This is a genomic window from Paenibacillus taichungensis, assembly GCF_047302525.1.
Classification (GTDB): domain Bacteria; phylum Bacillota; class Bacilli; order Paenibacillales; family Paenibacillaceae; genus Paenibacillus; species Paenibacillus taichungensis_B.
This window is the reverse complement of record NZ_CP168020.1, coordinates 4,632,544-4,646,147: the sequence shown is the minus strand read 5'-3', so window position 1 is coordinate 4,646,147 and position 13,604 is coordinate 4,632,544. Positions and strand designations below refer to the sequence as shown.

5 protein-coding genes are annotated in these 13,604 nt (G+C 51.4%); all 5 read left to right on the top strand.

Going from position 1 to position 13,604, the window contains the following annotated elements; translation table 11 throughout:
• Positions 1–139: 139 nt before the first annotated feature.
• Positions 140–3,643 carry a helicase-exonuclease AddAB subunit AddB gene (gene addB / locus ACDJ58_RS20790; RefSeq protein WP_413372697.1) on the top strand — a complete coding sequence of 1,168 codons (3,504 nt, stop codon included), beginning with the start codon at positions 140–142 and terminating at the stop codon, positions 3,641–3,643.
• Positions 3,640–7,959 carry a helicase-exonuclease AddAB subunit AddA gene (gene addA, locus ACDJ58_RS20785; RefSeq protein ID WP_413372696.1) on the top strand — a complete coding sequence of 1,440 codons (4,320 nt, stop codon included), beginning with the start codon at positions 3,640–3,642 and terminating at the stop codon, positions 7,957–7,959. Before addB ends, addA begins: the two co-directional genes overlap by 4 nt.
• Before the next feature lie 75 nt (positions 7,960–8,034).
• The gene (locus ACDJ58_RS20780) at positions 8,035–9,219 is read left to right on the top strand and encodes an exonuclease SbcCD subunit D (protein ID WP_413372695.1); all 1,185 of its coding nucleotides are present in this window, start codon (positions 8,035–8,037) and stop codon (positions 9,217–9,219) included.
• Positions 9,216–12,614 carry an AAA family ATPase gene (locus tag ACDJ58_RS20775; RefSeq protein ID WP_413372694.1) on the top strand — a complete coding sequence of 1,133 codons (3,399 nt, stop codon included), beginning with the start codon at positions 9,216–9,218 and terminating at the stop codon, positions 12,612–12,614. Before ACDJ58_RS20780 ends, ACDJ58_RS20775 begins: the two co-directional genes overlap by 4 nt.
• A 512-nt stretch (positions 12,615–13,126) precedes the next feature.
• Entirely contained in the window at positions 13,127–13,426 is a 300-nt protein-coding gene (locus tag ACDJ58_RS20770) for a hypothetical protein (RefSeq protein ID WP_413379769.1), read from the top strand.
• Positions 13,427–13,604 lie beyond the last annotated feature (178 nt).

The following is a 13,604-nucleotide window of genomic DNA, read 5'->3' as shown; positions in this document are numbered from 1 at the left end:
ATAAGCTGCGGGCTTTTTGCTATGCTCGCGCAAAAGCTCTCTGGAATTGCCGGATAGTGGCAAACGTATGTTCCGAACCAAGTCAGATATGTTATACTGGGAATTAAAATCTTGTTCGTGATGGTTTGGAGGATTAAACATGTCCGTACGCTTTGTTATTGGCCGGGCAGGCAGCGGTAAGAGTGCGCTGATTACCCGGGAAATCACATCCCTGCTTCAAAAGGAACCGCAAGGTAAACCACTGATTCTGCTGGTCCCGGAACAGAGTTCGTTTCGAACCGAACAGTCACTGGTATCTTCAGGGGCTATTAAAGGTACCATGCGTGCTGAAGTGCTTGGTTTTCGAAGATTGGCCTATCGGGTAATGCAGGAGGCAGGTGGTTCTGCTCGTATTCCCATTGGAGCTGAAGGGAAAAAAATGCTGCTCTACAAAGTGCTCCAGCGTCGTAAGGAAGAATTGAAGCTGTTTGGAGCATCGGGCAGTCAGCTGGGATTTATAGGAGACTTAAATGATTTATACAGTGAGTTTAAACGTTATGAACTTGACCCCACTTCACTGCAAGAAGGACTTTCCGCATGGAATACTTCCTCTTCTGCACCGATTCTGGGAGACAAGCTGCATGACTTGCTTCTTATATACCGTGATTATGAAAAGGAATTAACCGAACTATATATCGATGATGAAGACACGTTGACTGAACTAACAGAGCGGTTGCCGGAGAGCACGTTGCTGCAAGATGCACAGATCTGGATCGATGGATTTCAGGGATTTACCCCGCAGGAAATGAGTGTCATTGGAAGACTGATGCTGCAAGCTTCTTCCGTCACAATTGCATTGACGTTGGATCGAGCTTACGACCACGGCACACTTCCAGGAGAATTGGAGCTATTCCATCCCACAGCGAGTGCATATGCACGTCTCAAAGGCATGGCTGAGGATCTGGGTGTCCTTAATGAGACAACCGTGCTTCAACCGGAAGTTTTTCCAAGATATGAAGGCAGTCCTGGACTGGCGCATTTGGAGGCTGGCTTTGATCGCAGAGTTCGCTGGAAGAGTGAGGGGCGCGATGTGGGTGTCCGACTTTACGCCGCTGAGAACCGCCGGGCTGAGATGGAAGGAGCACTTCGTGAGATGCGTCGTCTGGCGCAAGATGAAGGTGCGCGTTACCGAGATATGGCAGTGCTCGTTCGTCAGTTGGATACATATGCCGACATTGCTGAGCCCCTATTCAGGGATTATGGCGTGCCTGTCTTTCTGGATCGGAGAAGAAATGAACTACATCATCCATTATCGGAATTTATTCGTTCAGCACTCGATATCGTTCGCCGTCGCTGGCGTTATGAGGATGTGTTTCGCTGTGTCAAAACAGATCTGCTGCTTCCACGGGACGGTTCCATCACGCGTGAAGATATGGACCAGCTTGAAAATTATATATTGGCTTGTGGAATTCACGGATACCGCTGGACAGATGGCAAGCCATGGAAGTATGTACCTAGCCTGTCCCTGGAAGACAACGATCAGGATGTCCGCAGCCGGGGCCGGGAACAAATGCTGTCCTTAATGGAAAAATGCCGAACGGTGATTGTTGATCCACTGGGTGCTTTTGAGAAACGAATGAGCAAGGCAAAGACAGCTAAAGACCAATGTGCAGCGCTTTACAGATTACTGGAAGATGCCGAGATTCCTTGGAAGCTGGATCAGATGTCAGCAGAAGCCAAGGTCCAGGGTGATCCGGAACGTTCGAGAGAACATCGGCAAATGTGGGGTGCTGTCCTTGATCTGTTAGATCAGATGGTTGATATGATGGGTGCCGAACGGCTGGATATCGATCTATTTGCCGGGCTGATGGAGACCGGATTAACCGAACTGAAGCTGGGACTTGTTCCTCCAGCGCTTGATCAAGTGTTGGTTGGATCGATGGACCGTACACGTCTTCAGGATATTAAGTACGTATTTATTCTGGGTGCTGTAGACGGAGAACTGCCTGCTGTGCCTCAGGATGATGGTGTATTAACCGAGCAGGAACGGCTGTTGTTGACAGAGAGAGGTTTGGGGCTTGGGCCGGGAGCAACAAGACAAATGCTGGACGAACGCTTTTTGATCTATACAGCCCTGACAGCGGCGAGCAAGCAGTTATGGCTGAGTTATCCCGTTGCAGATGATGAAGGGAAAACATTACTACCCTCAGAAATTGTACGACATGTACGGAAGATGTTCGGTCTGCATGAGCAGCCATTACTTGCCCAGCCGCCGGTTACGGATTCAGAAGAGATTCACTGGTCTTACGTTATTCATCCTGGTCAAAGCCTCTCTTATCTCATCGGACAGTTGCGCAGATGGCGTCGTGGAGAAGATATTCCTGAAATGTGGTGGGCGATCTATAACTGGCATGTCTCTCGGGAGACGAGCAGACCTCAGCTGGAGCAATTACTTGGATCGGTCTTTTATCGCAATCGGGCGTTACCTCTGCGTACGGCTACCAGCCGCAGATTATATGGTACAGAGGTAAGGACGAGTGTCTCTCGAATGGAGCGTTTTGTGGCATGTGCGTTCTCCCATTTTGCTTCTCATGGGCTGCGGCTGAAAGAGCGCCAGTTGTACCGCTTGCAAGCCCCTGATATTGGACAATTGTTCCATGCTGCCTTGAGTCAGCTTGCAATACGTTTGCGTGAGCAGAATCGCAGCTGGGGCAGTCTGTCTCCGGAAGAATGCCGGAAGGAAGCGGAGCACACCGTGGAGCAGATTGCCCCACAATTGCAGGGAGAGATTTTGCTAAGCACGAAACGGTATGGTTACATCTTCCGCAAGCTGAAGGATATCGTTAGCAGGGCGTCGGTTATTCTGGGTGAACAGTCCAGACGGGGAAGCTTTGAACCGATTGGGTTGGAGCTTGATTTTGGACCAGGTAAACCCCTGCCGCCGCTTCGTTTTGAATTGGAAAATGGCTGTGTGATGGAGATTGTGGGTCGGATCGACCGCGTGGATGTGGCTGAAGGAGAAAACGGCTTGCTGCTGCGAGTCATTGATTACAAATCCAGCCAGACCGATCTTAAACTGCATGAGGTGTATTATGGCCTGTCATTACAGATGCTTACGTACCTGGAGGTACTGCTTAGTGCTGCCGAGGAATGGCTTGGAGAATCGGCGATGCCTGGAGGAACACTCTATTTCCATGTGCATAACCCCTTGCTTCAATCCGCGAACGGCATGACATCTGAGCAGGCAGGACAAGAACTGCTGAAACGGTTCAAAATGAAAGGCTTGCTGCTGGCGGATCGGGATGCGATCGCTCAAATGGATAATACCCTGGACAAGGGCTATTCAGCTATTATTCCAGTTGCCCTTAAGGCGGATGGCAGCTTTTATAGTAGCGCTGCTGTAGCTACGCCAGAGCAATGGGATACCTTGCTGGCTTCAGTTCGCAGCAATATACGTGAGATTGGCACCCGGATTACGGAAGGGGATGTCGCGATTGAACCTTACCGTATCCAGCAGGAGGTTGCATGCACCTTTTGTCCGTACAAGCCAGTCTGTCAATTTGATGAAAATATCGAAGGTAATGAATATAATCTGTTGTCCAAACCGGGCAAACAGCAAATCTGGGACATGCTGTCTCAGGGCAAGGGAGGGGAAACATCATGACGAATATGCCAAAACCGGAGGGAAGCTTCTGGAGTGATGACCAATGGAGTGCCATCTCACAGAGTGGAGAAGACATTCTGGTTGCTGCTGCAGCGGGTTCCGGGAAGACGGCTGTATTGGTTGAACGGATTATTCGCAAGATTGCAGACCCTTCCCGCGGATTCAGCGTAGATCGTTTGCTGGTTGCGACATTTACGAAAGCTGCTGCTGCCGAGATGAAGCAGCGGATACGTGAAGCACTGGAACGTGCACTTGAAGAGCAGCCTGCGGAAGAACATCTGCGCAAACAACTGTCATTGCTCGGGCGAGCATCCATTACGACACTGCATTCATTCTGTATGGAAGTCATTCGTCGCTATTATCAGCAAATACCGCTAAACCCGGCTTTCCGGATTCTGAATGAAAATGAAGCAGAAATCATGCGGCAGGAATTATTGGAGCAGTTGTTTGAAGAAAAGTATGGGGAAGAAGACGAAGGCAGTACATTCCGCGAATTGGTGGATTGGTTCAGTGGGGAACGAAACGATGATGCCATGCATCGACTTGTGCAGCGTTTGTATGATTTCTCACGCAGTCATTCCTGGCCGGATCATTGGCTTGCGGAGATGGCATCTGCTTTTCAGGTGGAAAGTGTCGAAGCACTTGGGCATTCTGCATGGGTTCAGAGTATTTTGCGCGATGCCGCTCTTGCTTTGGGTGGTGCTGCTGGCCTGCTGCGCCAAGGGATCAGTATATCGATACAGCCGGAAGGTCCGAAACCTTATGCGGATACATTAAAAGAAGATTTGGCAATGGTCGAAGAGCTTCTGTCAGCTGTTGAGGTCATGCCGTGGGAGAGATTGCCTGAAGTGTTTCAGCCAGCAGCTTTTGGCAAGCTGAAGCCTTGCAAAAAGGACCAGACGGACCCGGGGTTACAAGAACAGGTTAAAGAACTGCGTGAGGCTGCGAAAAAAGCCGTGACGGACCTGAAAGGGTCGTTGTTTGGAAGAAGTGCATTTTCTTTCTGGCAGGAGCTGGAGCAGGCGGCACCACTAATGCAGGAACTGTCCAACCTGGTCAGTACATTTGGAGAGCGATATCGACAGGCCAAACAGGAGCGCGGTCAGGTCGATTTCAGTGACCTGGAGCATTACTGTCTTCATATTTTGCGCCATGAAGATTCAACCCCTGAGCTGTCCATGCCTTCGGATGCAGCAATGGAATATCGGGCACGTTTCGATGAAGTGCTGCTGGATGAATATCAGGATACCAATACAGTGCAGGAAGATATCGTCAGACTGATTTCCAGAGAAAATCCAGGAAACCGATTCATGGTTGGTGATGTAAAACAGAGTATTTACCGTTTTCGTCTGGCTGAACCCGGTCTGTTTCTGAACAAGTACCGTCAATACGCAGCGAATTCGGATATGGAAGTGGACGGAGAGAGAGATTCATTGCATGCAGGAAGACGTATTGATCTTGCTCGTAACTTCCGCAGTCGTGCAGAAGTTGTCCATTCGGTCAACATGTTATTCAAGCAGCTCATGAACGAAGGGGTAGCCGAGATTGCCTATGATGAACGAGCGCAGCTAGCTTATGGTGCTACTTTCCCGGCAGAGACGCTTGGAGATGAGGCTTACACACCTGAACTCATGTTGATCGATCGTCAAGGCGGAGGACCAGATCTTACGGAAAGCACGGACGAGAATGGGGATGCGCTACCTTCTGCTGAGCTGGAGAGTGCCGAGCTCGAAACCGCCCAGCTGGAGGCTCGGGCCATGGCTCGCCGTATTCGCGAAATGGTCGGAGATACGGATAAGCCAGCCCTGAATGTTTATGATAAAGCCCTTCAATCCATGCGCCCTGCGCGTTATGGAGACATTGTCATTTTGCTGCGTTCTGCCCTGATGTGGGCTCCACTCATGATTGAAGAATTCAGACAGCAGGGTATTCCTGCCGGAGGGGAGCAAAGCAAAGGCTATTTTCAGGCGACGGAAGTGGAAGTGATGTTGTCCTTGCTGCAGATTGTGGATAATCCAAGGCAGGATATCCCACTTGCTTCAGTGCTTCGTTCGCCGATTGTCGGATTGGATGAAGAGGAATTGGCTCAGATTCGTCTTGGGGACAAGAGACAGTCTTTTTATGATGCTGTTGTATCTGCTACAGGATCATTCACTAGTTCGTCGAATGTTTCGAAACAGCATGGCGTGCAAGCTTTGAATCCCAATTCATCTGCAATCCAGCTGCAATGGCCGGAAGCCTGGTCGGAAATGGAACAGGGGCAGCAGGAATCGGCTGTATCCGCCGAGGCAGACGTTATGGAAGGCGTACAAGAATCCTATGTACATGCTGATACAGATGAGGTTATGAATGCTGGTATAGATGCAAGTAATGGTGGACGTATAAGCGAAGATACGAATAGGGAGAACGGTACCAGCTCAGAGCTGCAACAAAAGTTAATTCGCTTTATGCGTCAGTTGGAACAATGGCGGCTTGAAGCCAGACAAGGCAGCCTGAGTGAACTCATTTGGCGCATGTATCGGGAAACGGGTTATCTGGACTGGGTTGGCGGCCTACCGGGAGGCATGCAGCGTCAAAGTAATTTGAAGGCTCTGTATGATCGCGCTCGGCAATATGAGCAGGCAACGGCCAATCGTGGATTGTTCCGCTTCCTGACCTATGTATCCAGACTACGTGAGAACGGGGGAGATCTCGGCACCGTAGCAGGTGGTTCTGGTGAACAGGACAATGCAGTACGCATCATGACGATTCACCGGAGTAAGGGCTTGGAATTCCCTATTGTTTTTGTCGGGGGCATATCCAAAATGTTCAATCAGCAGGATCTGAACTCGCCGTTTCTGATGCATAAGGAGTTGGGGTTTGGCCCGAGGTTTGTAGATCGTGAGAATCGGGTTGCCTATCCAACCTTGGCTAATCTGGCGATTCGTCGTCGGGCCCAGTTTGAGCTGCTTGCGGAAGAGATGCGGGTGCTCTATGTGGCTCTGACCCGTCCAAAAGAGAAAATGATTTTGGTCGGTACTGTGAAAGATGTTGTTAAAAAGGCAGTGGCCTGGTCTCAGATTAAGGACAGTCCGGAACGGGTACTGCCTGACTATCTGCTTGCAGCCGGACGGAGCTATCTGGATTGGATCGGTCCATCCCTGATGAGACATCCGGACGCCGCTTTGCTGCGTGAACTTGCGGGAGGTACTGATTCATATGCTGCTTGCCTTGTGGATGATGAATCACGTTGGGGCATTTCCGTAATTTCTGCTGATCAAGTATCCCGAGAAATATTTGTGGATCAGAGACTTGGTGAAGAAGACGGTATGACAGAAGTTCGGAAACATCACATTGCTGCCCTGAAAGCAGTTCAGCCTGTGGTGCTATTTTCTTCCTCAACTGAAGAAGAGACGGTTGAGGATGCACAAGATGCAACCCCACGAGACATCAGAGAGGAAGATGTACTTACAGTAGGTGTGCAAGAGGGTGTACAGCTGCTTCGCGAGGTAGATAAACGGCTCTCATGGACATACCCTCATCAAGCAGCAACTCAAGTGGCTGCCAGCACATCGGTTACCGAGCTGAAAACATTGCTAGCCATGCAAGACCATCAGTCGTTACAGATGATGGAGGAAATTGAAGAACAATCTGAGGCTTCTGTGGATTCTGAGAAACGTGGAGTGAAGGATGGAGGATCGTCCTTTAAATTGCATCTGCGTCGTCCCAAATTCATGGAGGAGAAACAATTGACTGGAGCCGAGCGGGGAACGGTGTATCATACGTTGATGCAGCATCTTCCTGTGGATGGCTCACCCGTTGATTCGCAAATCGTTGAGCAGACACTTTTGCGGTTAGTTGAGCTCCAGATTTTGCTTCCCCATCAGGCAGAGGTGATTGAGTCTGATCAACTGGCTGGATTTTTCAATACAGAGCCTGGTACAGAATTGTTGCGTGCGGAGTGGGTGAAACGGGAGATTCCATTTATTTATGGACTTCCGGCACATCATTCTCCTGCCGAATGGCTTCAAAATCTGTCACCAGATGCAGGTATGCAAACGTTGGAGGAAGACGGTAACATGCAGGCATCACTAGAAAATGAAACGGTGCTGGTACAGGGGATTATTGACTGTCTGTATGAGGTGGATGGCGAACTTGTTTTGCTCGATTACAAGACAGATCGGGTGTTGGAGCATCGGGGCGGACTGGACAAACTGACGGAAAACTATCGTTTCCAGCTGGAGCTCTATGGCCGGGCCATTGAAGATATCCTGGGTCGGAAAGTCGATCGGAAGTGGCTGTACTTTTTTGATGGCGGACATGCTATGAAACTATAAAGTGAAATTTTAAAACGACCGGATGATTCAAATTCGTATCATTGGATTTTGCATGAGAGAGGGGTTGAACGGACGATGCGTATTTTGCACACAGGGGACTGGCATCTGGGGAAAACGCTGGAGGGACGGAGCCGGCTGCGAGAGCAGGAGGATTTTGTGGATGAGCTTGTTAAACTCGCGGATGAGCAGCAAGCAGATGTCATATTGATGGCTGGCGACGTGTACGATTCTGTAAATCCGCCTGCATCGGCGGAACAGCTTTTTTATGAGGCTGCGGCGCGTCTGACAGAACAAGGGAGACCACTTGTGGTGATTGCCGGAAACCATGATCAGCCGGAGCGAGTGGCTTCAGTGACCCCGCTTGTGAACAGACAGGGAATTACACTTGTAGGTATGCCTACTTCAGAAGCAGTTACTATCCATGCAAAGCGAACTGGAGAGACTGCCCAGATTGCTGCATTGCCATATCCCTCTGAAGCGCGACTGAACGAACTGCTGACAACGGATGGGGACGAGAATGTGCTTCGCCAGGCATACAGTCGCCGTGTTGGCATGTTAATGCAGCGTCTGGCTGCTTCTTTTCGTCCGGATACGGTGAATTTGGCGATGAGTCATATTTATGTTCTGGGCGGAGTGGAAAGTGATTCGGAACGTCCCATTCAGGTAGGGGGGGCCTATACGGTTGACCCTTCTGCATTGGCGACAGGTGCGCAATATACAGCACTAGGGCATCTCCATCGTGCGCAGGCAGTTAAAGGAGAAGGTGTGATTCGGTATAGTGGCTCTCCACTGGCCTACAGTTTCTCCGAAGCGGGACAGAGCAAGTCCGTCACAATGGTTGATCTGGCACCAGGGGGAGCCGCAAACGTGGAAGAAGTGCTGTTGACCTCCGGACGTCCACTTGTGCGCTGGAAGGCGCGTGGCGGTCTGGCTGAGGTTTATCGGTGGCTGGACGAGGGGCGTGATCCTCAGGCTTTTATTGATATGGAAGTATGGCTGGATGACGCCATGTCTCTGAAAGAAATCCAGCAGCTCCGTAAGTCGCATGACGGGATCATCCATATCCGTCCGGTGTATCCCGAGATGGCAGCGGCAGGGCTTTTGGAGCAACGGTCCGAGCTTCCGGTACATGAGCTTTTTCGCAAATTTTATCAGCGTCAGACAGGTGGGGCATTACCTGAAGACAGTCTGGTTCAACTGTTCCTGGAACTCGTCGATGAGGACGAGCCGGGTGTGCGTGAGGAGGTCGAGGGAAATTGAAGCCGATTTTATTGAAAGTTGCAGGTCTGCAAAGTTATCGGGAGATTCAGGAGATTGATTTTACCGTATTAACGGAAACGGGACTGTTCGGCATTTTTGGTCCTACAGGCAGCGGGAAATCTTCTTTGCTCGACGCAATTACGCTGGCGATGTACGGAAAAGTGGAACGTGCTGTTAATGGTACCCAGGGAATCATGAACCACGCTGAGGATTCGTTGTCCGTTGCTTTTACATTTGAACTTGTATCGGCAGAAGGCACAAGAAGATTTCGGGTGGAACGACGCTTCAAACGAAACAATGAGGTATCGGTAAGCAACACAATAAGCAAATTCATTGAGACCGTTAACGGAGAGGAACAGGTGCTGGCTGATAAACTGGCAGACGTGAACCGCTGCGTTGAAGATGTCATTGGGTTGAAAATGGATGATTTTACGCGAGCCGTTGTGCTTCCACAAGGTAAATTCGCTGAGTTTCTGTCGCTGAAAGGCAGTGAAAGACGCCAGATGCTGCAACGTTTATTCCATCTGGAGAAGTATGGAGATCAGCTTGCCATCAAGCTCAGCCGGCGGGTGAAAGACAATGATATGGTTCATCAGTCATTGGCCGCGGAGCAGCAGGGGCTTGGGAATGCCAGCAAAGAGACGTTGGCAGAAACGGAGCTTCTTCTTCAAGCTGCTGTGAAACAGTCTGAATTGTCACGCAAAACGCTTGATGAAGCGATGAAGGAAGCCGAGCAGCTCGGCAAAGTTCGTGAGTTAAGCCATGAACGTCAGGCTCGTATGGAGGAACACGAAAAGCTGAAAGCACGTGCACCACAGATCGAAGCTGGGGAACAACGGCTGAAACTGGCCGGGGCGGCAGACGCGATACTCCCTTCATTGCAGACGATGCGTGACGCAGCAGCACAGCAGAAGTTACGTGAGAATGCAGCCGGTATTGCTCACCAGCAAGCGGTGGAACATGAACGGCTGTCTGTACTGGAAGCCGAGAAGGCCGAAACGGCCCGTGTACAGATGGCTGAGGAAGAACCCAAGCTGCTGCTTCGATTGGAACAGCTGGAACAGGCCAAGGAGTTGCAACGGGAACGGGACGGGCTACGAGAGGATCGTACCCGTCTTAAGCAGCTTTTGGACAAAGGACAGGCTGAACAGAGCGTCATCGGACAACAGCTGGAGAAGGAAAAAGAACTAAAGCAGCGTGGCCGCAAACGGCGGGAAGAATTACAGGAAAGCCTGAAGCCGAATGAAGTGAAGTCCGAAGAACGCAGACAGCTGCAGGCTGCACTGGAATTGAAGCATCGTTTGGATACTGCGGCGGAGCAATTGCGCCAGAACAAGGCTGAGATGGAAGCCAATAAGCAGTCGGCTGAACAGGGGGCAGAAAGGCTGAAGCTGGCTGCCCAGGAAGAGAGTCGTCTGAGTGAACAGCGTCAGCGTCTGATCGAACAGGCGGCAACGGGTCTTGAGGCCTTGCTTGCCTGTGAGCAGGACATTGGCCGCGAACAGAGCCTGCTGGCCAGGGCGGAGGAGCAGCTGCGCGGAACAATGCGCGAGCAGGAGCTGCACCGGCTCTCCTCCGCCTTGCGCGCCGAGCTGCGCGACGGCGAGCCATGCCCGGTGTGCGGCTCCGCACACCACCCGCTCCCGGCTGCGCCGCCGGGAGAAGGTCCGCTCGCAGGCGATGCGGACCTGGAACTGTTGCGCAGCCTGCACGCGGAGCTGCAGGAGCTGCGCTTTGGGCTGCGCCAGCAGCTGCACGAACGTCGCAGCCTGCTGACGCAGCTTGGCGCTGCGGCCGGCGAAGCCCCGGCCACAGCCGAGGCCGCGCCTGCGGCTGCAGAGCCGGAGCCCGCCGGTTCGCCCGTACACGGGCGCTCCCCGGCGGACTGGGCGGAGCGTGCCGCCGCACTGCGCGAAGCCGCAGCGCCGCTGCAAGCGGAAGCCGCCGCGTTGCAGCAGGCGGCTGTAGGCGCGCAGCAGCGCCGCATGGAAGCGGCTGCTGCGCAGGAGGCCGGCCAAGCCGGGCTCGCCCAGGCGGAGCGCCGGCTGGCCGAGAGTGAAGCCGCCGCAGCCGCATTGCACGGCCGCTGGGCCGCGGAATTGCCAGGCATCGCTCAAGAGGAGGCCATGGCCCTTCACCAGGCGATGCAGGAGCGCGACGCGCGCGCAGAAGACATCAAGGAACGGCTGAACAAGAGCGTGACGTTCCTTGAAGAAAAGGAACAGCTGGTACAGTCCCTCCAGCAGAAGCTGGTTGAGTTGGACAAACAGCTGATTCAGTGGCAGACGGAATGGCAAGGAAACAGCAAACAGCTTGCCGAGAAGGAAGAACGTCTGCGCCAATGGGTTGGCGAGCAGCGGGTTGAGGATTTGATTGCTGCGGCCCAGACTCGACTGGATGGGCTGCGGAAAATTGCTGCTGATTCAGCACAGCGTTTCAAGGAAGCGGATGTGTTGAAACAGGAATCGGCCAAGAAGGATGTCATGGCTCATCAAGCAGCAACCTCGGCAGCAGAGCATTTGCAGCAGGCACAGGAACGTTGGAAGCAATTGCTGGATCAATCGCCATTTGATTCGGAGAATGCTGTTGTGGAGGCAGCCCTCCCTTCCCAAGAAGCAGAGCGGCTTGCCGATGAAATTCAGCAGCATCGGGAGCGTGATCGTGAACTTGTTTCTCAATTGCGTGAGCTGGAACAAAAACTGGGCGGAGCTGTTGTATCCGAGGAACAATGGTTGGCATGCACAGAGCGACTGCAACTGTCTCGTGCAGAGGATGAAGCGGCTCTTAGAGCCAAGGCACGTGCAGAACGTGATCTGGAAGATGTGCAGCAGCGACACGTTCGCTGGACCGAGTTGGAGAACAAACGGGTGGAAGTGAGCCGACAAGGTGAAATGCTTAGCAAACTGCAAGCAGCTTTCAGAGGTAATGCGTTTGTCGAGTATATTGCAGAAGAACAGCTGATGCAGGTTAGTCAGGCTGCTTCACAGCGTCTGCGCTTCCTGACCAAACAGCGCTATTCACTTGAGGTGGATTCAGGCGGCGGCTTTGTCATCTGTGACGATGCAAACGGTGGAGTTAAACGTCCGGTGTCCACCTTGTCCGGTGGAGAGACGTTCCTGACCTCATTGTCACTGGCCCTGGCTCTGTCTGCCCAGATTCAGTTGCGTGGTCAGTACCCGCTGCAGTTCTTCTTCCTGGATGAAGGGTTTGGCACATTGGACCCTGAACTGCTGGATACTGTGATTACGTCGTTAGAAAAACTGCATGATGACCGTCTTGCCGTTGGTATTATCAGCCATGTTCCGGAGCTTCGAGCACGCTTGCCACGCAAACTGGTGGTGATTCCAGCAGGTGAAGCCGGAGCAGGCTCTCGTGTAGTATTGGAAACATTATAGGGGCTTAAACACAGAACACATACGTTTGAATGAGTCCAAATTGAGATTGATTCTTCTCATAAACCAATTTTTAAAGTTTGATGCTAAGGGGAAGCTCCTGATTGATTGAGGTTTGTAAGTTTGAATCTCATTAATATACTCGTTGTGACAGTTGAGTGAGATAGCTCACAGATACAGGTTCATCCTGTTGTTATACTACAGTTAAGCCGACAAACTTATGTTAAGCACCCCGGCGGACGTCTGATCAGGAATAATCCTGGTTAGACGTCCGCGACAGCAGACTTCCGCATGGAAACTGCAACGGGGTGCTTCTTTTTTTCGTTTTTTTTAATTCACAAGGTACAACTTCTATACGGATATCACTCCTTAGGCACTTATCTTGAAACTCTTGTCATTCACAGTGTCATTTCGCCCAGATCTGAATACCATGAAAGGGTGATGAAGAGCAGAACAGATCCGGGAGGCGATCGAACGTGGAAAAGGTAGAAGCGAAGAAACTATGTAAGGAACACATGCATCGCTATGTGTGTGTACAAATGCATGACGGTGCCCATTATGATGGCATTGTGGAAAATGTGGATGATGACATGATTTATTTGGCTGTTCCCGTGGGGCATGAAGCTGTGGTTAATCATGCGAACGCAAACTGGGGACCCAATATGATGCCGGTTACTTATCCTGCTCATGCACGGGGATTCTTCCCAGGCTATGGCTATCCATACCCTTACTATGGTTATGGTCGCAGACGTTTTAATAGGCTGGTACTTCCTCTGATTGGCCTCACTGCCTTATCCTTATTGCCTTATTATTAATAGAGTTGCGTGATGGAGTAATGCGTGTGATGCAAATAATGACCTTTTTCATCTGTGGTGAACGCTCAGTAGTCCACTAAGATGTGAAAGGTTTTTTTGTTGGAAATTCCGATCTTAGTCACATAGCTGAACAGGCTAAATTGGACGTGAGTTTTCAGTTCCGGTATGATAGTAGGGT

Bases quoted from the DNA above. Each gene is read 5' to 3' on its own strand.
- ACDJ58_RS20770 (WP_413379769.1), top strand. From the start codon at position 13,127: ATGCATCGCTATGTGTGTGTACAAATGCATGACGGTGCCCATTATGAT.
- addA (WP_413372696.1), top strand. From the start codon at position 3,640: ATGACGAATATGCCAAAACCGGAGGGAAGCTTCTGGAGTGATGACCAA.
- ACDJ58_RS20780 (WP_413372695.1), top strand. From the start codon at position 8,035: ATGCGTATTTTGCACACAGGGGACTGGCATCTGGGGAAAACGCTGGAG.
- addB (WP_413372697.1), top strand. From the start codon at position 140: ATGTCCGTACGCTTTGTTATTGGCCGGGCAGGCAGCGGTAAGAGTGCG.